This is a genomic window from Hallella colorans, from assembly GCF_003096815.1.
Lineage (GTDB): Bacteria > Bacteroidota > Bacteroidia > Bacteroidales > Bacteroidaceae > Prevotella > Prevotella colorans.
Genome location: NZ_QENY01000028.1, coordinates 1 through 24304, shown reverse-complemented (window position 1 = coordinate 24304; position 24304 = coordinate 1). Strand labels below are relative to the sequence as shown.

The 24304-nt window shown below is 43.5% G+C and carries 18 protein-coding genes, 1 tRNA gene and 2 pseudogenes; 12 read left to right on the top strand and 9 right to left on the bottom strand.

The genetic code is table 11. The features are described from left to right. The 10 genes and pseudogenes from C7379_RS11475 to C7379_RS11430 all read left to right on the top strand — a co-directional run. On the top strand, positions 1-885 hold an 885-nt coding region (locus C7379_RS11475; RefSeq protein WP_116617413.1), incomplete at its 5' end, for a VapE domain-containing protein. A 193-nt stretch (positions 886-1078) separates the two neighbouring features. Further along, positions 1079-2071, top strand: coding sequence for a toprim domain-containing protein (locus tag C7379_RS11470; protein WP_116617411.1), 993 nt, complete (start codon positions 1079-1081; stop codon positions 2069-2071). A 4-nt stretch (positions 2072-2075) separates the two neighbouring features. Further along, positions 2076-2534 carry a DUF3408 domain-containing protein gene (locus C7379_RS11465; RefSeq protein WP_116617410.1) on the top strand — a complete coding sequence of 153 codons (459 nt, stop codon included), beginning with the start codon at positions 2076-2078 and terminating at the stop codon, positions 2532-2534. 362 nt (positions 2535-2896) lie between these two features. After that, on the top strand, positions 2897-3328 hold the full coding sequence (locus tag C7379_RS11460) for a plasmid mobilization protein (protein ID WP_116617409.1): 432 nt from the start codon (positions 2897-2899) through the stop codon (positions 3326-3328). Continuing rightward, entirely contained in the window at positions 3312-4370 is a 1059-nt protein-coding gene (locus tag C7379_RS11455; protein WP_102697347.1) for a relaxase/mobilization nuclease domain-containing protein, read from the top strand. Before C7379_RS11460 ends, C7379_RS11455 begins: the two co-directional genes overlap by 17 nt. Positions 4371-4768: 398 nt before the next feature. Continuing rightward, positions 4769-4843 (top strand): annotated as a pseudogene (locus C7379_RS13245) (hypothetical protein); the annotation flags it as partial. A gap of 90 nt (positions 4844-4933) precedes the next feature. Beyond that, a pseudogene (locus C7379_RS11445) lies at positions 4934-5256 on the top strand (IS30 family transposase); the annotation flags it as partial. Between the two features lie 399 nt (positions 5257-5655). Further along, a complete protein-coding gene (locus C7379_RS11440) occupies positions 5656-7968 on the top strand; it encodes an outer membrane beta-barrel protein (protein ID WP_116617407.1) in 2313 nt (770 codons plus the stop codon). Continuing rightward, complete coding sequence (locus C7379_RS11435; RefSeq protein ID WP_116617406.1) at positions 7949-8482, top strand: cysteine peptidase family C39 domain-containing protein; 534 nt, start codon at positions 7949-7951, stop codon at positions 8480-8482. Before C7379_RS11440 ends, C7379_RS11435 begins: the two co-directional genes overlap by 20 nt. 953 nt (positions 8483-9435) lie before the next feature. After that, a tRNA-Cys gene (locus C7379_RS11430) sits at positions 9436-9509 on the top strand. Between the two features lie 127 nt (positions 9510-9636). On the opposite strand, the gene C7379_RS11425 is transcribed toward C7379_RS11430, so the two are convergent. The 5 genes from C7379_RS11425 to ileS all read right to left on the bottom strand — a co-directional run bounded on the left by C7379_RS11425 (position 9637) and on the right by ileS (position 17013). Next, complete coding sequence (locus C7379_RS11425; protein WP_116617405.1) at positions 9637-11271, bottom strand: dipeptidase; 1635 nt, start codon at positions 11269-11271, stop codon at positions 9637-9639. A gap of 47 nt (positions 11272-11318) precedes the next feature. Then, positions 11319-12233, bottom strand: coding sequence for a DUF4296 domain-containing protein (locus C7379_RS11420; protein ID WP_116617404.1), 915 nt, complete (start codon positions 12231-12233; stop codon positions 11319-11321). A 2-nt stretch (positions 12234-12235) separates the two neighbouring features. Next, on the bottom strand, positions 12236-12907 hold the full coding sequence (locus C7379_RS11415; protein WP_116617403.1) for a lipoprotein signal peptidase: 672 nt from the start codon (positions 12905-12907) through the stop codon (positions 12236-12238). A 4-nt stretch (positions 12908-12911) separates the two neighbouring features. Then, on the bottom strand, positions 12912-13292 hold the full coding sequence (locus tag C7379_RS11410) for a TraR/DksA family transcriptional regulator (protein WP_116617412.1): 381 nt from the start codon (positions 13290-13292) through the stop codon (positions 12912-12914). A 67-nt stretch (positions 13293-13359) separates the two neighbouring features. Further along, entirely contained in the window at positions 13360-17013 is a 3654-nt protein-coding gene (gene ileS / locus C7379_RS11405) for an isoleucine--tRNA ligase (RefSeq protein WP_116617402.1), read from the bottom strand. Positions 17014-17114: 101 nt separating this feature from the next. Between ileS and yihA the strand changes: the two genes are divergently transcribed. Both yihA and abc-f read left to right on the top strand, forming a co-directional pair. Then, entirely contained in the window at positions 17115-17732 is a 618-nt protein-coding gene (yihA, locus tag C7379_RS11400) for a ribosome biogenesis GTP-binding protein YihA/YsxC (RefSeq protein ID WP_116617401.1), read from the top strand. Next, positions 17729-19525, top strand: a complete 1797-nt coding sequence (gene abc-f / locus C7379_RS11395; RefSeq protein ID WP_116617400.1) for a ribosomal protection-like ABC-F family protein — start codon at positions 17729-17731, stop codon at positions 19523-19525. Before yihA ends, abc-f begins: the two co-directional genes overlap by 4 nt. Positions 19526-19600: 75 nt before the next feature. Here the strand turns inward: abc-f and trhA are convergent, their stop codons facing one another. The 4 genes from trhA to C7379_RS11375 form a co-directional block, all read right to left on the bottom strand. Beyond that, positions 19601-20266, bottom strand: coding sequence for a PAQR family membrane homeostasis protein TrhA (gene trhA / locus C7379_RS11390; RefSeq protein WP_116617399.1), 666 nt, complete (start codon positions 20264-20266; stop codon positions 19601-19603). Between the two features lie 39 nt (positions 20267-20305). Then, positions 20306-20941 carry a lactate utilization protein gene (locus C7379_RS11385; protein WP_116617398.1) on the bottom strand — a complete coding sequence of 212 codons (636 nt, stop codon included), beginning with the start codon at positions 20939-20941 and terminating at the stop codon, positions 20306-20308. A gap of 83 nt (positions 20942-21024) precedes the next feature. Continuing rightward, positions 21025-22110 carry a nucleotidyltransferase domain-containing protein gene (locus C7379_RS11380; RefSeq protein ID WP_116617397.1) on the bottom strand — a complete coding sequence of 362 codons (1086 nt, stop codon included), beginning with the start codon at positions 22108-22110 and terminating at the stop codon, positions 21025-21027. Between the two features lie 9 nt (positions 22111-22119). Then, a complete protein-coding gene (locus C7379_RS11375; RefSeq protein WP_116617396.1) occupies positions 22120-24063 on the bottom strand; it encodes a polysaccharide biosynthesis protein in 1944 nt (647 codons plus the stop codon). Positions 24064-24304: the final 241 nt, after the last annotated feature.

Below are 24304 nucleotides of genomic sequence, written 5' to 3'. Positions count from 1 at the left end.
GCAAGTTGCGTAGTTGTGCGCAACTCTGACAAGTGGCTGCCATACCTTACCAAATGGCTCGTGGCAGTGGTCGCCAACGCCATGGACGACCGTGAGTGCCGTAACCATACCTGCCTCGTGCTGACAGGCGAGCAGGGCAAATTCAAGACAACGTTCCTTGACTTGCTCTGTCCTCCTGCCCTACACGGTTACAGCTACACGGGAAAGATCTATCCGCAGGAGAAGGACACGCTGACTTATATCGGGCAAAACCTCATCGTAAACATCGACGACCAACTTAAAGCTCTCAACAAGCGTGACGAAAACGAACTCAAAAACCTTATTACCTGCCCGATGGTCAAGTACCGTATGCCCTACGACAAATATGTGGAGGAACATCCCCACTTGACAAGTTTCGTGGCATCGGTAAACGGCAACGATTTTCTTACAGACCCCACAGGAAGCAGACGCTTCCTGCCCTTTGAAGTGCTTTCTATAGATATTGAGAGAGCAAAAGCTATCTCGATGGACAATGTTTATGCGGAAGCCAAAGCCCTGTTAAAGTCAGGTTTTCGCTATTGGTTTGATGATGTCGAGATTGCCGAACTATATAGGGAGAGTGAGGACTTTCAAGTGCAGACCGCAGAAATGGAACTACTGCTACGCTGTTTTGAGAAACCAGCGGAGGATGAAAACTATTCGTTAATGACCACTACGGAGATACTCACTTATTTGGGTATTTATACTCACCAACCACTTGTTGCCAAGCGTATGGGCGAAGCCTTGAAGAAAGCAGGATACATAAAGGTGAGCAAACGAAGAAACGGAGGTAGCCCCATCTATGTCTACAAAATTAGGAAAATCTTGCCCTGCCCGCTCCTTAGAACTTGTAGTAGCCAAATGTAGTAGAATGTGTAGTATTGTCTTATACTACAAAGTAATACTGATTATCAATCACTTATCACAAAATAGTATGTAGTAAGAAGAAAGATGAAAAAGTTTGGAGGGGAAAAAGTTAGGAAAAGGGAAATTCATTCAAATGTAATCAAATATAATTCATACAATCGATTATAACTCAATCACTTAAATTATTCAAGCAATGAAAGAAGAAGATTTATCACTCATCAAGCGATACTCCATCGTGGAGTATCTTGAAAGGAAAGGTATCAAACCCATGCGCAGAACACCTTCCTATGCGCTGTACCGCTCACCACTCAGAGAGGAAACGCATCCGAGTTTTAAGGTGGACACGCAGAAGAATCTCTGGATAGACTATGCCGAAGGTAGGGGCGGAAGTATCATTGACCTCTGTATGCGCTTGGAGGGCTGCACACTCTTGGAAGCCATCCACCGCTTGGGGCAGAACGCTCCCGATAATACAGTATATAGTTCTCACAAAGACTTCTCACAAAACAATCTACAACCAACGATGGCTGCAAACGAGACAAGGAAACTGATAAGCATATCAGACACCCTACCGCCACATTTGCAGGAGTATCTTACAAAGGTACGCTGCATTGATTTGGAAAAGGCAAAGCCTTTCCTTAAATGTATCAGCTATGAGGTAAGGGGCAGGCGCTACCAAGCCATTGGCTTTGCCAACCTGTTGGGAGGATATGAGCTCCGAGACAATCACTCGTTCAAGGGAACGATAGCTCCGAAGGACATTACTCCTATATTCACCGACAAGATAATAAACCAAATACAGCCAACTTGTGTATTCGAGGGTTTTATGGATTTTCTTTCTTTTCTTTCAATGAAAGAAGAAGTAACAAATGCCTGTATTGTGCTAAACTCCGTGAGCAATACCGCCAAAGCAATTCGGTATATGAATGCGCAGGGAATATCTTTCATTCGTGCCTTCCTTGACAATGACGATGCAGGACGGAGGGCAACCAATGATTTCGTCAAGGCAGGTTTCAAGGTGGAGGATATGTCCCAATATTACAAGGACTTCAAAGACCTCAACGAGTTTCATGTCAGCCGTATGCGTAAACAGGAGCAGCAGAAAGCGCAGGAACGGACACGGATGTCGGTTACAGAACAAAATCAAAACATGAAATCAAAACAAGTCAAACATAAAATGAGATAAAAACATGGAAAAGCAAAAAGTCAGTAACGAGGGAATAGAGAATACCATCCATTCCACCAAGCAGTATTTTGGACTAAATCAGATAGAAAAATCGTCTGAACATATCATTGCCGAACTTCGGGCAAGGAAAGCAAGACTTATTCAAGAGTCTAACGAACAGGACACAGAGAACACTACGCACTCTGAACCTGCACAGCATACAGAGAGTGCAACCGTTCAAAGACGCATCAGTGCCAAGATGAGAAAGGAAACGCTTGAAGCCTACAAGCAAGCCTACCTTGCCCCAACAAAACTGAGCAACCGAAAGGCGGTCTATCTGAGCCGAGAAACGCAGGAGCGTGCCGACTTCATCGTGCGCAGGTTGGGCGACAGAGGTAGCAACCTTTCAAGTTTCGTGGAGAACATCGTGCGCATTCATTTGGAGGAGTATGGTGAGGACATAGAGAAGTGGAGAAAGCTGTGAGGCACAGGAAAAGGGGGCGAGGACTTTTGGGAAAAGGGGCTATTATTCCACTCAAAACCCTCAACCCTTTTTTAGAGAACATAACAACAGACATTTGTCAAACATACTGAATGATGGGAATACCACGAACGCAGTTAAACGTAGAATGCACAGCATTCACTTTCAAGCAGCAAAACGCCTTGTGCGTAAACGTTTCGTTAGCTGATATTGCAAGACGTCAGTTTGTATCCACAAACTGCTCTTGCTCCCCTCGTTAAATTATCGGGGAGAATAGACCGTAATCACTCCGTTCTCATCGGTCAGCGTTCAGGAATTAAGCAGCAATGAATCATCCATAATGATTAACTTTCAGAGAAACTTATATGAAGAAATACAGAAGAAAAGCTACCCGATGGCAGCAACAGGATAAAGAAGAACAGCGGATGAACAAAACGGAGTTCATCAAGGTAAGATGTACCAGTGAAGAGAAGAAGCGTATCAAATCAAGGGCGGAAAGCACGGGACGTAAGTTTTCCGATTACTGCCGTGAGATACTCCTAAATGGAGAGGTGGCAGCCGTTCCTAAGATGACCGACAATGAAAAGGAAGCCATTGCCATACTTCAGCATACAGGACGGTTCTATGGGCAGGTTTCCAACCTCATCAAGGTTAAGGATGAAAGGTGGGTACATATAACAAAGAACCTCTCGCTATGTGCCAAAGAAGCATTTAAGCGATTTTACGACCCGCATTTTCGTGTGGACGATGAGGTATATAAGGTCTTAAATCTAACAAGAAATGATAGGAAAATGTAAGGCGATAGCGCACGGCAGCACGGCTCTGGACTATATTTTCAGGGAAGGCAAACTCGGTAGTCGGCTTGCATTCCACAATCTTTGCAGCAGAGATCCAAAGACCATCTACGAGGAAATGAAAGTAGTCAGCGATTACAACAGCCGTTGCAGGAACAAGTTTCTCCGTATCGAAATCGGCATCGCACCGCAGGACGAGAAAAAGCTGTCTGTGTCCGAATATATGTGGATAGCCCATTTGTTTGCCAGGCGAATGGGACTTGACAACCACCAATGGGTGGCAGTAACGCACAAGGATACCGACAACAGGCACATTCATATCCTTGTCAACCGCATCAGTCTGTACGGAGAAGTCTATGATACCACCTTTGTGAGCAATAGGGCCGCAAAAGTGGCGGAGGAAATAAGCAGGGAGAAAAACTTGACTATCGCAAAGGAGGTCAAGGCAGAAAAGAAATATCAAAAGACAAAAGCAAGTCCAACGAGAGAGCAAACCAAGAAAGAGGTTCAGCAAATCTGTTATTCCTTGCTTGACAAGTACAAAGGAACAGGTATCACGGGACACTCCATGTTCCTTTACGAGTTGAACAAGAAGGGCATTATTATAGAGCGTATGAAGAACAAGCAGGGCAAGGTCTATGGCTTGAAGTTCTCATACGCAGGGCAATCCTTCAAGGCTTCCGAAATTGGCAGGGAATTCGGCTACCGTTCTTTGCAAAAGAATTTTGAACCAACTAACAAGGAAGAACCAAAGAAACCACATCAAACAGTACAAGAGCCGACAGAAAACAACAAACAGCCTGATACAGGCTATCAACTCGTATCCAAAAGCCGTTCCTCTATCTCACGAGACAATGACACACCACAAGTGCAGAATTCTATTAGTACAGTGGCAGACTCCATTGTTAGTGCAGCCGATGAAGTTGTGGAAGGGTTAGGCGATTTGATTACACCATCCGCACAGGGCGATGATTATGCCGAAGCAGCATGGCAGCGCAAGCTCAGATACCAAGCGAACAGAAAGAAACGAGGGAGAAAACTATAAGCCATACGAGTTTACAAAAAAACGCAAAACAAAGAATTTCTTAGCATAAACGCTTGTTATTCGGTAACAAAGTATTATCTTTGCAGACAGAATAAGAAGCGTTCTTTGTTAGGCAGAAAACAGCAAAGCCAAGTAGCTCGCTCGTTTCCAAATCGTTACCTATTCAGTTATACCAACAAGGTAACTTCTTTATTTCCAATTAGATACAATTTAATAATTATATTCTGCTGTAAGTTCCAAAACGAAGTGCAATAAAAGAGTAGCCCTCGCCGAGAGATGCAGACGTTCTCGAAGCGTAGCGAGAGGTTGTCTGCATCTCTCGGCGAGGAAAAAACAACCAGCAATACAAATAAAAAAAGGGAGACCTCTGTCTCCCCAAGATTAATTAACTTTGTATTGTGAAATATACTCAATTAACCTCGGAGCAAAGGTCGCAAATTTTCGCCTTACTCCAAAAGAAAACAGGGAGAAAAGAGTTTGCCGCAATCGTCGGCATCAGTCAGTCAACACTCTCACGTGAAATCAAACGCAACAGCACGCCATCGGGAAAGTATATTTGGACAAAGGCGGTCAGGAAACGGTTGCTGCCATACAAGGACTGCCTGAAGACCATTACAACAGACAACGGACCTGAATTTGCGGCACATAAGGATATTACCAAGTACTTAGGCGTGCCCGTGTACTTCGCCGATCCATTTTGCTCATGGCAAAAGGGAGCCATTGAGATACAAATAAACTAATCAGACAATATATACCGAAAAAGGATTCGTTTGAACATTACACAGACAAGAGAATTATGTCGATACAAAAGAAACTGAACGAAAGACCGAGAGAAAAATTAAACTTTTCTACACCAAAACGCGAGTTCTTCAAACACGTTTTGTAATTTTGTACTTGCTGGTTGACTCTGCGTCTCAAAACAAGCCAAAAGCATAATGCTAATTATATGTATAAATTTGATTTTGAAATTGATCGTTGGATATGTTCATATATAGCTGTTCCAGCTGAATATGTTCCGCCTGTTGACAACCCTTTTATTTTTTTTTAGAAAAGTATATGTGGTTGAGAGAAGAAATAGGATAATTGTCAAGGATTATTTTGGAGATATTTCTGTCATCTATGTTATACAAGGGAAAAATAAAGAAGCACTTTTTAACAGTACGTCCGTTTGGAGTCCTTCAGAATTCCCTGCTTTAATATCAACCGTATACTATATTCAAGAAAGACTAGATCCGATTAGCCATAATATAGCGAAGAATAAAACCATTAACTAAAAAGATAGATTATGAGAAAGATATTAGCTATAGTCGTTTTTTGTTTCATATCTCAAATATCGATGTTCTCTCAGGAGAAATACTCGGGACGAGTAATATCATCTGAAAATAGGAATCCGGTAGCTTTTGCTAATGTAGTAATATTAGCAAATGACTCTTCTTTTCTTGCAGGAGGAGTTACCGATGAAATGGGAGCATATTCTATTGAAATAGAAGAAGGGAAAAAACCTCAGTTGTTCAAAGTAACTTGTATCGGGTATGAAAGTCTGATTCAACCCTTGAATTTATATCCTCAAAAAGGAGCGAATATAGTTTTGAAAGTACATGCTGATCAACTGCAAGAAGTGACAGTCTTGGGAAAACGTAAAGCTTTCACTCTGAAAGATGGTTCATTTGTCGCCAATGTTTCAGTCATACCTTCACTAAAAAACAGCGGCTCTATTGACAATCTGATGAACAGCATCCCTTTTGTTCAAGGAGGAGGAGGAGTCTATTCCGTTTTAGGCACAGGTGGTAGTGCTACACTTTATCTTGACGGTCAAAAAGTGCAGGACGCCGGTATTCTACAGCGGTTGCGTTCCCAAGACATCGCAAGTGTTGAAGTCATTAACACGCCCGGAGTTCAGTACAAGGCATCCACTAAATCAATTATCAAAATAAATACCATCAAGAAACAAAACAGCACCAGTCTGTCTGCATCCCAATACGCTCTAATACAAAACAAGCTAAGCACATTTACAGGAGTCAATATTTCTCATAGCAACACACGGACTTATTGGAATTTCAATCTAGGTTATAGTCACACTGCCATGTCAAATCAGAATACTGATTACTATGCTTTGCAGAATAGTGAAGGTAATTTGTCTGAAACCTCAAGTTCATCAGACATCATCAACCGAAGTGATTTTCTTATCGGAGGATTAGGCTTGAATATATCGCCCACCAAAGAGACCAATATAGGTCTTATCTCTAACTTCAATATCGGGAATGCGAAATTTGACATTAGTTCAAATGGACTGAAACATTCCGAAAATGGAATTGAACTATTGAACACACCGTTTTCGTCGCGATTAAGAACAAGACCGTTCAAATCAACCTCGAGTTTGTATTATAATGGTAAGATTGGAAAAACAAGTGTGAATGTTACTGATGAGTTTCTCTTTGGAAGTGCCACCAAGACCTTTTCATACGATGAAACTTCTACTTCATCAACTGTAGAAACTTCCGGCGAACAGGGTTATGCTATGAACTCGGCAATGTTATCATTCCAGACACCTGTCAAGGGGATAAATTTGGGATATGGTGCTGAAATGACCGTCAGCTTCAACAAGAATAACCTTTTTAAGAATGAACAAGGAATAACCACCGATGTCATTAATTCCACAGTTAAGAACAGACAAACTCTTTGGGCGGCATTCTTTGACATGAGAGCCAGATGGAAAGAACTGACATTATATGCAGGCATTCGCTACGAATATGAAGCATCTTCATACATCCAGAATGGAATAAAGCAACTTTTTCATAAACCAACTCCTCATTTTCTAAGTCCGACTCTCTCTCTGTCTTATTCTGGGAAAGACCTTCGAACAACCTTGTCGTATAGGAGGAGTCTCAATCGACCTTCATACTCGTCCTTAAATAACTTTATAATCATCGAAAACCAATACATTTATCAGCAAGGGAATCCTTTCCTGCTTAACCAGACAAATGATGTCGTACAGCTCTTAGGTACATACAAGAAACTATCATTCAATGTAAGCTATAATTATATACAAAATACAGCAACGACTGCATTGACAAGACATGAATCCAAAGAAAATGTAGTCTTAAAACGAGTGATCAATATTCCCGATTATTCTATGATTTTCCTCAGCCTGAACTGGAAAGATTCATATGGTCCTTACTCTCCATTGATAGGAGTCAGCTTCCAAAAACAGTTTATAGAATACAATGGTGACTCTTTTGCTCGTCCAATGCTCAGACTCTCAACCGAGCACTATATAGACATGGGGAAAAATTGGCGTTCCGGGGTTTACGCCAGCTATTCAAGTAGGAATAATAATCTTTTCACGGATCTTTCTGATAGATGGAACTATCGTATTATGCTCTCAAAAAGCATCAAGAATTTTACATTTGATCTAAATTTTCAGAATTTATTCCTTGATAACAAACTCTACAGAGTGAGAGAAATGTCGGGTATTATTTCCAGGGAAATAGAAGCTCAGGATTTTTCAGGCATTAGTTTGAACATTTCATACCGCATTAATTCTGTTAAAGCCAGCTATAGAAATAAGATGACCAGCAATGAGAGCAAACGTTTTTGATACTTTCTTTCATAAGCGAATATACTCTTTTCGACAGTATGATTCGATGGATTGTAGTCCAACGTGTCTAAAAATAATAGCGAAATACTACAATAAAGATATTGAAATTGAAACCATCCGAAAGTGGTCCGGAATTGCACGAGATGGTGTCTCACTGTATGGATTAGACGCTGCAGCCAAGAGACTTGAGTTTGAAACGAATCCTGTATTGATATCTGCTCATGATTTGGTCCATTATTTTGAAGCACCATGTATTATTCACTGGAATCAAAAACATTTTATGGTTTGCTACAAGATTAGTTCCAACCATTTTTCTCCTGTATTCCATATTATTGATCCTGCACAGGGGCGTTGTAAATTCTCCATGAATGAGTTTCGTCGTTTCTTTGAGAATAGAGAGGGAAAAGGAGTTGTGTTATTTCTAACTCCAAGCGAGAGTTTCAAGCAAGAATCCACACAAAAAAACAAACCTGTATGGAGTTCTTCTCGCAAGTTCCAAAACGAAGTGCAATAAAAGAGTTCCCCTCGCCGACAGAAAAGTTGAACTTTTCTACACCCAAACGCAAATTCTTCAAACACGTTTTGTAATTTTGCACTTACAGGTTGACTCTGCGAACAACGCACACAAAAATAAGCGAAACGAAAATAGCCTATCGCCGTCTTTTGCTCTCTTTTAGACTTAAGACGGTAAGCCCACTCAAGTGGCAGGCTTACCACACTTGTTCCCCAACATTACATACAAACAGAAAATGCAAGCGCGGCATAAAGTGCACCCACCAAGTGACGCAATGGCTTGTGTCAATAAAAAATCATAAAAACAGCCCCCTTTCAACAGTGCCTTTTAGAACCGTTTTTATTGTTCCAGCACTCCTCTCCCACCAATCATGGCACGTGATCCACACACCGCGCAATGCCATTGATGTTTATTCACACCCTATATAGGCCTTTATCGCCACGTGTTTAAGGCCTCTTCACCACGTGTTTAAGGCCTAATGGCATGACCATTAGGCATTAAACACAACACACGACGCCAACAATCAAGACAAAACCAAACTATATAAACGCATACAAACCTGATTGACAACGAAGTAGCGAAAACGTAGATTTTGGCCGTTTTTATCAACAACAGGCTTCTATTTTTTAAATACGCTCTGTATTTTAAACCTTATGTCATTTTTTTTCAATCACAATAATTTGTTCCATGCCCCAAAAGCATACCAGCTTCTATATGTCAAACCTCCATGCGCTTTTTGTCATTTCATCGTCTATTGGCAGTACATGGCCAATAGACACGCCATCTCTTCAAACCAACAGATAGGCTGAAGATACTAACTTGATGATGGCGGCGGCTAATGTTGGATACCGGTTTATAACGCTGGGCAAGCGATGAGTGGAAAAAACAATGGTTAAAATTTGGGACTTTCAAAATTAATCATTAATTTTGCACTTGCTTTAACACAAAGTCTTGGTGCCTTGTCCGAACGGTCAGGTAACGGTCTGCAAAACCGTTCAAGGCGGTTCGACTCCGCCAGGCACCTCCAACGGGAATCCAACTATTGGATTTCCGTTTTTTTATCAACACCACCCCTATAAAAGAAAACGCAAGAACGCCATAAAAATGACATTCTTGCGACTATAATTTTATCTGGGTTAAATCTGGCAATAGCTTTACAGCTCTATGCGCTTACTGGCTTGTTGGTACAATTTCTTGCGGAATGGCTGTGGAAATCCCGGACGTTCCACGCGTGCGCCAGTACCCTCCGGGGTGCGCTTGAATTGTCCATTCACCTCTGGCTTGACAACCATGTCATTGTATTTGACAATGAGATAGTAAGCCAAACGCTGCCAACGGCTCAACATTTGAGCAGCCTTGGCGTTGCTATAGTCATTGAGGTATTTGATAGCGGCACGGGGATTGTCCTTATACAACGCCACAGCTTTGTCCTCAACGGATTTTTGAACGGCAAAATAACTTTGCTCAAGCGAGTCGCGCACGGCCTTCAAACTGGGGAACATGAGCGAATAGCGTGGATAAACCATGTTGCTCACCCAGTTGCAAACCCAAAAAGCATTGTCCATAGAGAATGTGACAGCGTCGGCGCCCGGCGTGTTGTAACACTTGGGTTGCACGGTGTTACCACAATAAACTGGAGTGTAAGCCACCATGTTGCCGTCATCGTTGCCAAACCAAAGCACACCACCTATCTCGCGAGGAAGCCAGCCGCGCATCTGGGACACATAGCTAAAGGCTGTTTGTTGCGTGCTGGTAGGACGCTCGTTGAAGCATTTTTTCCCGTCAACCTCATAGAACAGGGGAGTTGGCCGATATGGCATTTGCCAAATACCGCCACCTATATCAGCACTGTCAAGTGCCATTGGCGTGCCCTCGTAATGGTCGCGCATGGCCGTCTCAAGATCTTGCACGCTGAGTTTGCGGTCGGGGACTATCCACAAAGGCATGTCCTCGGCATTCTCGTCCTTGCCTAAAGCCCACGGTAAATAACGGTCCATACCCTTGACAAAACGATTGTAAAAAGACCACACACGAGCGTCGCAGATGCGCCGTCCAGAGAAGTCGGGCTTGGCATAGGCCATTTTCCAGCTGAAATCGGCATCCTTGCCCTTGTACCACCCTTTTTTGCGAGCAAAGCTAACCACATCTTTGGAATACATCACGTTGGCCTTGTCTTTCATGTCAAACTTGCCTATACGGCTCTGGTTGGCATGTCCGCAGATGGCATTGTCGGGTATGCGGAGCGCCACCCAAACCACACTCTTGGAGTTAGGGCCCTTGCCCATCATCTCCATAATCCACGCTTCGTTGGGATCGCATATAGTGAAGGTCTCACCACTGGAGTAATAACCATAAGTCTCGGCCAATGTAGTCATCACCTTGATGGCCTCTCTCGCTGTCTTTGAACGTTGCAAAGCAAGATAGATGAGAGAACCGTAATCGATAAGACCAGAAGGATCGACCATCTCCTCACGACCTCCATAGGTAGTCTCACCAATGGTAACCTGATACTCATTGATGTTGCCTATGACATTATAAGTTTCTGAAGCCTCTGGAATTTCGCCAAGATACTTTTGTGTATCCCAATCCACGATTTTCCGCATCTCGCCCTTGGCGTGCTTGCCAGCAGGATAATGACATAAGCCTATGAACATGCCATAGTCGTCAGCATTGTAGGTACACATCACCGAGCCATCGGCAGAGGCCTTCTTGCCAACGATAAAATTGGTACAGGCCGATGCATAAGAGACAACGGCGAGCATAGCTACTGTTAATAAATATTTTTTCATAGTGTATTGTAGGTTAAATAATTATTAGTTGTACAAAATAATATTTGCTATCGAAAATTTCGCTCGGAAAGGGAGGCTGACCGTTTAGCTTGTCGTGCAGAGCGCATACTTTGCGAGTCGCGACTCAAACTGTCGTATGGCAAAGATGGCGAAGGCTCCGCCCCTTTGGTTTTACGCTTGGTAACTCTGCATCTAAACAAGTGTATATGGCTCACGCTCATGAGTTGCATAGTGGTCATGGACGAACCCTCCAGTCTGTTTTTATTGAGAAGGAAAAAACCTACTATCCGCTTGATACCCAATGTGTCGTTGTCTGCGATGGAGAGCGATTGCGTCGAGGATGAGGAAAGGTGGAGCACATTGGACGCGACACTGTCGTTTTTATACACCACTGACATGTTCACAATACCATCCCGTACACCATCTTGAAAGATAAAATCCGTATTGCAAGCAAGCACAAAAGAGTCTCCTTTGCGAAACGTTGAGTCTGGAGAATAAGTAAACGTATAAATATTATAAGGCGAGAAAGGTATTAATGCGAGAGAAGTCTCACCCTGCCAAATATCCACAGTGTCGCCAGAGGCACTTGCTCTCCCAAGTCCAGCCAAAGCACTTTCAGATGACCCTAACTCTCGAGCTTTGTCCTCCATACGCTCTGCCAAACGTTTATATATGTCTTGAAGCCTACCCGTATGGCGCATGTAATAAACCATCGAAGAGTCAAAATCTGCTTCGTTGATACCATATTTCTTCAATACGGCAGCACGATAAGCCATAAGATTAGCGTCATAATTATTATCATCTTGACGTGCCATGGCTTCTGCCAAATGAAAATCGTAGAGCAAATTTTCCATCTCTTTTTCCGAAAGATACTTTGAAGGCACAGACGGTTTGCACCCCAAGAACAGCCCCATTGCGAATAGAGCTATGACTAAGACGAATGTCGCTCCACGCTGTTTCATACTTATTCTTCTGAGCCTATGGTTTGATTGGGTGCGCTTTCTGCCGTATCAGGATTGGCCTTGGTGTCAAAGTCCTTTCGGCAAAACAGCAGCAAGCAAATGACTCCCACCGTAATGCAGGCGTCGGCAAAATTGAATACCGGCGAGAAAAACACGAAATCATTGCCTCCAAAGAAAGGAACCCAGTTTGGCCAAGTGGTTTGAATGATCGGAAAATAAAACATATCGACAACTTTTCCCATCAGGAAAGATGAATATCCTGAGCCGAAAGGCACAAAATAAGAGATATAATAGGGAGACGATGCTGAAAAAATAAGACCATAAAACATGGAGTCGAAGATGTTGCCAGCGGCCCCGGCCACGATCATAGAAAGGAAAATAATATAGCGTGTCCGGGCTTGCCGTCTCACCATGCGCCATATATACCATCCTATTGCACTTATGGCGATGATGCGGAGAAGGCTCAAAGCAAGCTTGTTGATAAACGTCATGCCGTACGCCATGCCGTTGTTTTCAATGAAATAAATGTAAAACCAATCGGCCACATGAATGGATTCGCCCAATGACATGCTGGTCTTGACCTCTATTTTAATGAGTTGGTCTATGACAAGGATCGCTATTATCAGTATCCAAGCCATTCGGCCATCAGTCATAAAAGTCTTTTTTTTCTTCATGGTTTTATTTATTTCTTGCGTTCTTGGAAGCCACGCTGAGCGTAGCATGAGGCACCACGCGAAGTCGTTCTTTTGGTATTAACTCACCAGTAATACGGTCTATTCCGTAGGTCTTGTTCTGAATTCTAACAAGCGCGGCCTCCAATCCTTGGATAAACTTTTGTTGACGCTGGGCCGTTTGAATAAGATTTTCACGCTCGATGACCTGCGTTCCCTCCTCTATAATCTTATAGGTTGGGGCCGTATCATCGTCATTATTACTATCAGCATTCATCAACTGGCGCATGGCATCGTTGTAAATGCTTCTCGCTATCTTAAGCTTATCATTGATAATTCCACGAAACTCTTCAAGATCTTCGTCAGAATAACGTGCTTTTATTTCCATAAAGACAAATAAAATAATATGTTTTGTCAGCACAGTCGTAACATGGACCATACTGGCAAACACTAGGTTAAAGTTGTATTTTCTTGATTGTTATATTCAATTTGAAGCTGTCAAAATCGACCTCATCCCCGTCATTGTCAGCAATTAAGATTTCGTTGGCCAACACTTGGGATTTGATATAATCGGCGTGAGCGTGGATGGCAACGTCGGTTTCGGTGTTCGGGGCGACAACGACACTGATGCGGTCGGTGATTTCCAAGCCCGCTTCCTTTCGCATGTTCTGTATGCGGTTGATGAGCTCGCGAGCCATTCCTTCTTGCCGGAGAGCCTCAGTAAGCTCCACTTCGAGTGCGACGGTAAGATTTCCCTCATTGCTTACCAACCATCCGGGAACGTCCTCGGATATGATTTCGACATCCGCGACATCTACGGTCACGACCTTTCCGTCCAACTCAAAACTGTAACGTCCCTGTCTCTCGAACTGGGATATCTCATCTTGTGTCAGCACACCCATCTTCGAGGCTACACCTTTCATGTCTTTGCCAAACTTCTTTCCCATCACTCGGAAATTGCATTTCACTCGCTTGACCAAAATACCTTGCCCCTCAGCAAACTTCAACTCTTTCACGTTCACTTCATGGATGATCAACTCTTTCACGGCCTCGATATGTTCACGCTGTTCTTTGTCCACGGCGGGAATTAATATTTGCTGCAGCGGCTGGCGAACTTTGACATTGACTTTACGACGCAAAGCCAATACCATGGAGGTGATCTTTTGGGCCAAATCCATACGTTTCTCTAAGTCAAGGTCTATGAAACCTTCATTCACTTCCGGGAAATTATCAAGATGCACGGATGCCATCCCGCCGCCTAAATCATGGTAAAGCTGATCCGCATAAAACGGAGCGAACGGCGCCAGCAATTTAGATACAGTCAGCAAACAAGTATAAAGCGTGTCGTAAGCCGCGAGTTTGTCCGCGCTCATCTCCTTGCCCCAAAAACGTTTACGATTTAATCTCACATACCAATTGCTCAAATCGTTGTTCACGAAGTTGTCTATCAATCGTCCTGCACGGGTAGGATCATAGTTGTCAAGCTCGGATTCCACATTCTTGACCAACGTGTTCAGGCACGAAAGAATCCATAAGTCTATCTCCTTCAAGCCCTCTCTGCGCTCCGTGAGCATATGCAAGCCACTGTCTACGCCATAGTGGTCAACGTTGGCATAGAGCGCGAAAAAACTGTAGGTATTATACAACGTACCAAAGAATTTGCGTCTTACCTCATCAACTCCGTTAGCGTCGAACTTTAGGTTATCCCACGGCTCGCTGTTGGTCATCATGTAAAAACGTACAGCATCGGCGCCATACTTGTCTATCATCTCAAACGGATTGGTCACGTTGCCCACGTGCTTACTCATTTTGTTGCCCTTGGAGTCAAGCACAAGCCCCGTTGAAATGACATTCTTAAAAGCCACCGTGTCGAACACCATCGTGGCAATGGCATGCAGTGTGAAGAACCATCCACGCGTCTGGTCCACACCCTCATTGATAAAATCAGCTGGGAAAAACGCAGGAGGAATGGGTATTCCCTCATAGGTACTATGCACAAGTAAGCGTCGATAAGCATCCTCGCTCATACCAACTCTCTTCAACCCCTCTGCGTTGATGGCTCCCTCGAACGGATAATGTTGCTGGGCGTATGGCATAGACCCACTGTCAAACCACACGTCTATCAAGTCGGTTTCACGTCTCATGGGCTTACCTTCATCGGTAACCAAAACTATATAGTCAATGTAAGGGCGGTGGAGGTCAATCTTGTCATAGTTCTCTTGAGAGTAATCGCCAGGCACAAATCCTCTCTCCTTGAGGGGATTGCTTTTCATCACGCCAACAGCGACAGATTTTTCTATCTCATTATATAGTTCTTCTACAGAGCCTATACACTTCTCATTGCGGTTCTCGTCACGCCATATAGGCAATGGCGTGCCCCAAAAGCGCGAGCGAGACAAGTTCCAGTCGTTCAAATTTTCCAACCAATTGCCAAAGCGTCCGGTACCCGTTGATTCCGGTTGCCATCGTATGGTCTTGTTCAGTTCAACCATACGGTCCTTTTTAGCCGTGTCTCTTATAAACCAACTGTCAAGTGGGTAATAAAGTATAGGTTTGTCCGTACGCCAACAGTGAGGGTAATTATGAACGTGCTTCTCTATTTTGAAGGCCGTTCCCTCCTGCTTCATCTCCATGCAAATAACAATGTTCAGATCCTCTGCTTTCTCAGACGCCTTCGCATCCCAAACGCCATTCTTATTAAATTTGGGGTCGTAGGCGTTCTTTACATAGTCTCCGGCATGCCTATTATACGCGTCAATATCCACGCATTGCTTTACAAAATTTTGATCAAGCTCGTCAAGTTTATAATATTTTCCTTGCATGTCAACCATAGGACGGGTTGCGCCTTTCTGAGAAACCAAGCACAATCCTGGTATCCCTGCGTCTTTGGCAACCTTAGCATCGTCAGCGCCAAAAGTTGGAGCGATATGCACAATACCAGTTCCATCCTCTGTCGTCACATAGTCGCCAAGTATCACGCGAAACGCCTTGTCACTCATTTCGACAAAATTATCACGGCCCTCTTGGCTTACAAATAGTTTCTCTGGATGTTTTGATGTATAGTCCTTTACAAACTGTGGCGCAAAATCATCAACTTTCTCACACGGTTTAACCCACGGCATGAGTTGCTCATATTGCATCCCCTCGAGCTCCGTGCCTTTCAATCGATCGATAATTTTCCACGGACAGAGCTTCTTATCCTTGTCAAAGGGCGGCAGCTTTCCTTCCTTGCACTCTTGCTTAGCATCCAAATAGCCAGCGATTCTGGCTTCTGCCATAACTACCGTTACAGGTGCGCCATCATACGGATTGTAAGTTTGCACGACCACATAATCAATTTTTGGGCCTACGCAGAGAGCTGTGTTCGATGGCAATGTCCATGGTGTGGTAGTCCATGCTATAAAATAAGGTTTACCATGTTCGCACCATTCGTTTTTTGGATTTTTTATCAAGAATTGTGCTGTTACCGTTGTATCTTTCACGTCACGATAGCATCCCGGCTGATTCAGTTCATGGCTTGACAAACCTGTGCCAGCCGCAGGAGAATAGGGTTGTATCGTATATCCTTTGTATAGCAGGCCTTTGTTATACAGCTGCTTCAGCAGCCACCAAAGGGTCTCTATATATTTGTTATCATAGGTTATATAAGGATTATCCAAATCGACGAAATATCCCATTTTCTCCGTAAGTTCTCGCCACTCAGCGGTAAACTTCATCACGTTCTTGCGGCAGCGTTGGTTATAATCCTCCACCGAGATATATTTGTCGGACGATTTGTTGTCGATATCCTTTTTTGTAATTCCAAGTTCTTTCTCGACACCCAGTTCCACAGGCAATCCGTGAGTATCCCACCCCGCCTTACGTTTCACCTCAAAGCCACGCATGGTCTTGTAGCGGTTAAAAGTATCCTTGATGGCGCGCGCCAACACGTGATGAATGCCTGGATGTCCGTTTGCAGAAGGCGGTCCTTCGAAGAATATAAATGGGGTACATCCTTTTCGCTCGTCAATACTTCTGTGAAAAATATTGTTTCGTTCCCACTCTTGGAGCACCACCTCATTTGTTTTATTCAAGTCTAAACCTGTATATTCGGCAAACTTTTTAGTCATAATTTATCTTACTTTTCCTTATTATAAATTTTGCGCAAAGATAGCAAAAAAATATATATTCTACAAATTTTTAACTACCTTTGCAACAAAATCACAACTCCATGAATATCAACCAAGCCCAATACGTCATCTCAGCGCCCACGGTGTCTAAATGTCCCCAAGACACCAAACCTGAGTTTGCGTTCATCGGTCGAAGCAATGTAGGCAAATCCAGCCTTATCAACATGCTGTGCAATCACAAAGGTTTGGCCAAGACCTCGGCCACACCAGGAAAAACGTTGCTCATAAATCATTTTGTCATCAACAAGGAATGGTACATTGTAGACCTGCCTGGCTATGGCTATGCCAAGCGTTCGAAGACAGTAATAGATCAGTTAGACAACATGATACGTTCCTATATTTTGCAACGTAGACAATTAGCAAACGTCTTTGTTCTAATAGATATTCGCCATGAACAACAGAAAATTGATCGAGAATTCATTGATTGGTTAGGAATTAGTGGCATTCCTTTTTCCATCATTTTCACCAAAGCCGACAAGATTGGACGAGTTAAAGCACAGGAAAACGCAAATAAATGGATGAACGCTTTACTTGACACTTGGGAGACTTTACCACCTTATTTTATCACCAGTTCTGAGAAGAAAACTGGCCGAGAGGATGTGCTCGACTATATAGAAAAGGTGTTAAAAGAAATAGAAGAACAAGGTAAACAGGCATGACACCTTTTTTAGATGTACAAAATCTCACCAAAACGTTTGGGGCTTTAGTGCTTCTTCAAGATATAAACTTTTCCGTGGGCGAAGGGCAAAAGGTTGGTCTCATCGCTAAAAATGGCACTGGAAAATCCACTCTTTTAGAAATTCTTGCTGGACACGAAAGTTATGACGACGGTAAGATTATTTTTAGAAATAACATTAGATTGAGTTTCTTGGAGCAAACTCCAAAGTTTGATCCAGACGAGCGTGTCATTGACGCGTGTTTCAACCATCAAGGAGACGAAGAACGGTTGTTAAGGGCTAAGCAGATATTAACACAACTTCATATCTTCGATTTGGACCAACCCATGCGTCAACTGAGTGGCGGACAGCAAAAAAGAGTGGCGCTCGCCAACGTCCTGATCACCCAGCCCGACTTTCTCATTCTTGACGAACCCACCAATCATCTCGACCTCGACATGATTGTTTGGCTTGAGAATTATCTCTCGCGCTCTACGCTCACGCTTCTCATGGTGACCCACGACCGATATTTTCTTGACCACGTATGCAATGTGATCATTGAGCTTGACGACCGAAATATCTACACCTACCGTGGTAATTACGCCTATTATTTGGACAAGAGGCAAGAGCGCATTGACAATCAGCGCAGCGAAATTCAACGAGCTAACAATTTGTATCGCAAAGAGCTTGAATGGATGCGCCGCATGCCTCAAGCACGAGGGCACAAAGCCCGATACCGCGAAGAGGCCTTTTATGAATTGCAATCTAAAGCTAATCAGCGCATACAAGACCGACAACTTAGGCTCAAAGCCAGCAACGTGTACATAGGGTCTAAAATCTTTGAATGTCAGTATGTTTCAAAAAAATTTGCAGACAGCGATGGCAACGAGAAGATTATCTTAGACAATTTTTATTACAACTTTGCCCGTTTCGAGAAGATGGGCATCGTGGGAGCTAACGGAACAGGCAAGTCCACCTTTGTCAAAATGCTCCTCGGCCTTGTGCCACCCGATGGCGGTCGCTTTGACATTGGGCAGACCGTACGCTTCGGCTATTTCTCACAAGAGGGGTTGACATTCGATGATGACGACAAAGTGATAGACGCCGTGACCAACATCGCAGATGTCATAGACCTCGGTGGAGGACGCAAGATGACGGCCTCCCAGTTCCTTAATTATTTTATGTTCGAACCTGAGCAGCAGCACAATTACATCTATAAGCTCAGCGGCGGCGAGCGACGCAAACTGTATCTATGCACCGTGCTGATGCGAAACCCCAACTTTCTCGTTCTCGACGAACCTACAAACGACCTTGATATCCAAACACTGCAGGTCTTAGAGGAGTATCTGCAAGATTTTCCCGGCTGTGTCATCATTGTCAGCCACGACCGTTATTTCATGGATAAGGTTGTAGATCACCTCTTGGTGTTCGAGGGAGAGGGTCGCGTCACCGACTTCCCGGGCAACTATACACAGTATCGAGAATGGTGTTCTCTCAAATCAAAACAAGAAAAAAACAAAAGGCAGGACGACAAAAATAATGCAGACAGCAAACCCTCCAAAAACTATCACAATGACACCCGCAAGCGTATGTCATACAAGGAAAAGCGCGAGTTCGAACAACTTTCCAAAGATATTGACAGCTTGGAGGCAGAGCAAAAGGCCCTTGAAGACGCGCTATGCAGCGGTAAGCTGTCTGTTGAGGAGCTAACTGAAAAAAGCAAGCGATTGCCACTCCTCAAGCAAGAACTTGATGACAAAGAGATGCGATGGTTAGAACTCAGCGAGTTGGCTTAGCCAGTCGCTGCTTTGGCACGTCGCACCGTTTTCTCCTTCCATCTTTATGAGTACAAATTGTCACAACCTTTTTTACTATTCACATGTGATTAGTATATTCCATACAGCCATGACATGGCAGAACGTTCCCAACAACACAAAAAAGTGGAATACCGTATGCATGTATCTTCGTTTGTGCAAGGTGTAGAAAAGGGCACCTGTTATATACGCCACTCCCTCCCCTACTAACCATCCTATGGTCTGCTCGTTAACAGCGCGGAGCAAAGGGCCGAAAGCTACCAAAACACTAAGGCCCATTGCCACATAACACAGCGTCTCGAAATTACTATGCCTCTTCAACCCGCCAAGGGCGTAAAAGGTTCCCGCCACGGCACATAGGCAAACAAAAACAAACAAACCAACACCCCAATGTCCCTGCGAACGAAGCGCTATCAGCGTCACCGGAGCATAAGAACCGGCAATATGCCAATATATCGCCACATGATCCCAATACCTGAAACGACTTTTCCACGGCGAGTTTGGCGCCATAGCGTGATAAATCGTGCTGGCCAAATAAGAATTGAGCATACCAAACAAATAGAATAACACGCTGGCAATCGCCATCGTGTCGTATGCGCCCACACATTTTTTCAAAAACATAACGCCAACCACCATGCCCAACACAATACCAGCGGCATGGCTCCAAGCATTCCATCTATCTTCGGTTGAAGTATAGAAAAAAGTGTCGTTCCCTTCAGACATAGTCCACCACAAGTTCACTCAAGATAATGCTTCTGTCAATCAAAAGCCCAAAACATCATCCACCAATATCACAATGTGACGACCGGCTGGATGCGACATGCGTTGTATGCAGATATAATTGCAGATGCTATCAGGCGAAAGACAGTTGTGGCAAGTGCCATCTGATTGGCATGGTGTATTAAAGCCAAAACGCGACATGTTTGTCGGCGCAGCCGTAGAGCGAGCCCGCTTCATCGCCGCGTCGGTGTCCTGGCATATTTTGTTCAATCCCACCACATAGATTACATGCTTTGAGCCCCATACTTGGGCGGCCAAACGATTGCCATTACCATCAATATTCACGACTACTCCATCCTCGCTCATCGCATTGACACTTGAGAGGTAGTAATCACATTCAAATGCTTTACGGTAAACACGAAACTTGTCTTCTGGTGTCGTTACATCATCGCGGTCATAAACTTTGTATTCGCCATTCTTTAGCATATGGGTTATACCTGTTGATCTTATAGTGACCGACCCTCCCCAGCTCACCGAGCTGCCCACGGGTATCAACTGCCTGACTCGATCAAGCAAGTCGTTCGTGTTTTTGCAAAAATAAGCCTCGTAATGGCGTTTTTTTAAGTTTTGGATAAGCTTTTGAGCCAAAAGCTCATTCCTTTTTTCTTTTGCATTCACAATATTTGTATTGTTTAGTTTTTAAAACCCGTTTTCTAATGCTATGCCCTTAACACCAATGACGGTCATCTACGCTATTTTTCTTATACCATCGATATAATCTTCTTGGGTAATTGTTTAAATATAAAAGCTATATTTTCCCTTGGTGACAATAAAATGGTTCGCCCATAGTGTTTTACCTTGATAGCAAACACCTCGCAATTATATTTCCACCCGGAACGCACAGCGTTCTTGCGGCCATATTTTCCAAAGTTTCCTCGTTTAAAAACAATACGCATAAAAAATTCCACGTATTTATTTTCCTCGTTTCCTTTAGGCAGTATAAGCTTGCTATCGTCTAATCCAAGATATTTGTTTAAGATGAATTCTATAACATGAAACGCTTTCTCAAAATTCAACCTTCGAAGAATGGTGACGACGCGCTTCTTTTGTTCCGCATCCAAATCCATCTGCTTCATAATCATTGCGACATCGCAAAATTGCCGCAAACCCACACCTATCTCTATAAGGTGATGGTAGAGATGCAAGAACGTATATACCAAATTCAACGTTTCATCCAGTATGGGAACCCTTACATCATCTATGTATCGATAAGATAACGAAGAAGTGTCTATCATCCGGTCAAACTCCTTCTGATTGCGAGAAGATGAAAATTTCATGAGGCAATAGTGCATTTCAAATATCACACCATGGTGCTCAAAACTTATATGTTGCTCATCCTCCTCACATCTTTTTATAGTTATTTGCCACTCCTTCTCAATAAGCGTAACAACCTCTTCAAAATATTCTGGGAAAACATAGAAGTCTATATCACCGCATGTTCGCACTTCTGGATGTGGATAAAGCATGGCTAAGGTTTGTCCTTTTACCAAAAAATATTTCACATCTCGACCTGACAGCATTGTACAGAGTGCTTTCACCTCATTGTTAATATTCCTATTTGCTTTTACTATACTGCCAGATACCGATAACAACCGAGCTGCATCGACAACGCCCAAGCTTACATTGTTTTGCATAAATGCAGACGACACCAAGCCCTCTACCGTCTGCTTTCGAGCCATAGCCATCAATTTTTGGAACTTGTCATGGTCTATTGACATTCCACTGGGTAGTTCTTCTTGCCACAGTTCCGACCTAATCAACTTAAAAAACAGTTCCTTCAAGCTCATAATACATACTTAAGACTTTTTGCTATCATCTTCTAAGACAAAATGTCGTTTGTCTGGCTCATATTCTGGCACGATCCTTTTCAACTCATGGACAATATCCATGTCATGAAAAGTATAGGCCACCTCAATAAGTTTATATATCTGTTTTTCAACCTCGACGAAGTCATATTCTCTCACTTTGGCTATCCGGATCTTCTCGTGGAAGCTCGGCAGACTGTTTTCAGCCCCTGCCAACACCTCTTCATAAAGTTTTTCGCCCGGTCTCAAACCCACGTATTTTATCTCCACACCTTGAACGCCACTCAGCTTAATCATTCGCTTGGCCAAATCGGCAATGCGCACGGGCTGTCCCATGTCGAACACAAATATCTGTCCACCTTTGCCGTGCGTTCCAGCCTCCAACACAAGTTTGCAAGCCTCAGATATGAGCATGAAGAAACGTATGATGTTGGGGTCGGTCACGGTGACAGGGCCACCAGCCTTGATTTGTTTTTCAAAAAGAGGAATGACAGAACCATTTGAACCTAACACATTGCCAAACCGCGTGGTCACAAACTGCGTGCAGGCAACGCGACCTTTGCCGTCTTTGACATGCCCGGCGCTCACAGCCTCACTCAAACTCTGGCAATAAATCTCACAAATGCGTTTCGAGCATCCCATCACGTTTGTGGGGTTGACAGCCTTGTCGGTAGAAATCATCACAAATTTCTTCACCCCATACTTCACGCTTAGATCCGCGATTATCTTGGTTCCGTTTACATTATTGTATATAGCCTCACTCGGATTATCCTCCATCATAGGCACATGCTTATAGGCCGCGGCATGAAAAAGATAGTCGGGCATGTACTTGGCAAAGATGTGTTCCATTCGTTCTCTCTGCGTTATGCTCACCACGATAGTCTCACAGGGTATATTCGGGAAACACCTCGCCATCATCAACCGAATGTCATGCTGCGGCGTCTCAGCCTGATCCACAAGAACGAGGTGGGCAGGATGAAAAGACGCTATCTGCCTCACCATCTCCGAGCCGATACTTCCTGCCGAACCGGTAATCATCACTCGTTTGTCTTTCAACATGTCACCTATGGCATTCATGTCGACTTCTATCTCACTTCTCGGCAAAAGATCTTCTATCTTGATTTCGTTGAGTTGTACAGACTGAAGGTCGTCACCATCTTTCCACTCTTGTGATTCTGGTACTATATAGATATGCACCCCATTGTTGATGAGTAAATCTTGCAGTTTGGTATCCTCCCTAAAACGGCTGGTCTGCAACGGAGATACCAACACGGCCTGAATATTTTGATCTATCAGCACCTCCTCAAGCCGCTCATTAGGTTGATAGATATTGACACCCATCATTGTTTGTCCACGATACCTGTTGTCGTGCATGATAAAACCTTTCAACTGGAACTTTGAAGGTTTGGAGTTTCTTATCATCTTGGCCAATGCCGCACCACCCTCTTGCACGCCATATACCAACGCTCTAACGCCTTTGTCACTACTGAAGGCTACATCATAAAGTGTCTTGATAAATATGCGCAGCCCCCACATCATGATCGTGGCAATAAAATACATGAGAAAAATCTGGCGGCCTTGTAATCGCACGAAGTTCATTTCCCAGTTGTAAATGGCATAATGGGCCACCTCTGCAATGGCACAACTCATAGCCATGGCGTAGGCCACACGCTGCAAATCAACAAACGATGAGTACCTGAGAATGCCACTATAGGTGCGAAAAACGCGAAAACCTATCAGGTTGAAACACATATAAACCAAGATGGTCTTGGATAAGATGGTTATATTTCCAAGCGTTACAGCACCGTGATAATATAACCAAAAAACCAAAATGCCTGATATGTAACAAATCAAACAGTCGAGTATAAGAATGCTCCAATAGGGCAAGGCATTCTTTGAGAAATACCAATTTGCTATCTTATTGTATACGTTCATAATCATTAGATTATATGGTATCAAGGCCACGCCACTTCCACAGAGACGTCAAACCTTATATCATAGAAACCATTTAAAAGCCGTTGACAAAAACCGCTTAAATTACTGCTTGCATTGGCATATAGCCGTACACCAATATTTCCAATTATTGCTGTCCGGTAAAACTCAAAAGAGCATAAATATCCTCCCCGAAGCCCAGTAAAATTGGACTTCGGGGTTTATTTTTTCAAAAGTAAGCCCC

Coding starts and splice junctions, on each gene's coding strand:
- C7379_RS11470 (WP_116617411.1), top strand. CDS start 1,079: ATGAAAGAAGAAGATTTATCACTCATCAAGCGATACTCCATCGTGGAG.
- C7379_RS11465 (WP_116617410.1), top strand. CDS start 2,076: ATGGAAAAGCAAAAAGTCAGTAACGAGGGAATAGAGAATACCATCCAT.
- C7379_RS11460 (WP_116617409.1), top strand. CDS start 2,897: ATGAAGAAATACAGAAGAAAAGCTACCCGATGGCAGCAACAGGATAAA.
- C7379_RS11455 (WP_102697347.1), top strand. CDS start 3,312: ATGATAGGAAAATGTAAGGCGATAGCGCACGGCAGCACGGCTCTGGAC.
- C7379_RS11440 (WP_116617407.1), top strand. CDS start 5,656: ATGAGAAAGATATTAGCTATAGTCGTTTTTTGTTTCATATCTCAAATA.
- C7379_RS11435 (WP_116617406.1), top strand. CDS start 7,949: ATGAGAGCAAACGTTTTTGATACTTTCTTTCATAAGCGAATATACTCT.
- C7379_RS11425 (WP_116617405.1), bottom strand. CDS start 11,271: ATGAAAAAATATTTATTAACAGTAGCTATGCTCGCCGTTGTCTCTTAT.
- C7379_RS11420 (WP_116617404.1), bottom strand. CDS start 12,233: ATGAAACAGCGTGGAGCGACATTCGTCTTAGTCATAGCTCTATTCGCA.
- C7379_RS11415 (WP_116617403.1), bottom strand. CDS start 12,907: ATGAAGAAAAAAAAGACTTTTATGACTGATGGCCGAATGGCTTGGATA.
- C7379_RS11410 (WP_116617412.1), bottom strand. CDS start 13,292: ATGGAAATAAAAGCACGTTATTCTGACGAAGATCTTGAAGAGTTTCGT.
- ileS (WP_116617402.1), bottom strand. CDS start 17,013: ATGACTAAAAAGTTTGCCGAATATACAGGTTTAGACTTGAATAAAACA.
- yihA (WP_116617401.1), top strand. CDS start 17,115: ATGAATATCAACCAAGCCCAATACGTCATCTCAGCGCCCACGGTGTCT.
- abc-f (WP_116617400.1), top strand. CDS start 17,729: ATGACACCTTTTTTAGATGTACAAAATCTCACCAAAACGTTTGGGGCT.
- trhA (WP_116617399.1), bottom strand. CDS start 20,266: ATGTCTGAAGGGAACGACACTTTTTTCTATACTTCAACCGAAGATAGA.
- C7379_RS11380 (WP_116617397.1), bottom strand. CDS start 22,110: ATGAGCTTGAAGGAACTGTTTTTTAAGTTGATTAGGTCGGAACTGTGG.
- C7379_RS11375 (WP_116617396.1), bottom strand. CDS start 24,063: ATGAACGTATACAATAAGATAGCAAATTGGTATTTCTCAAAGAATGCC.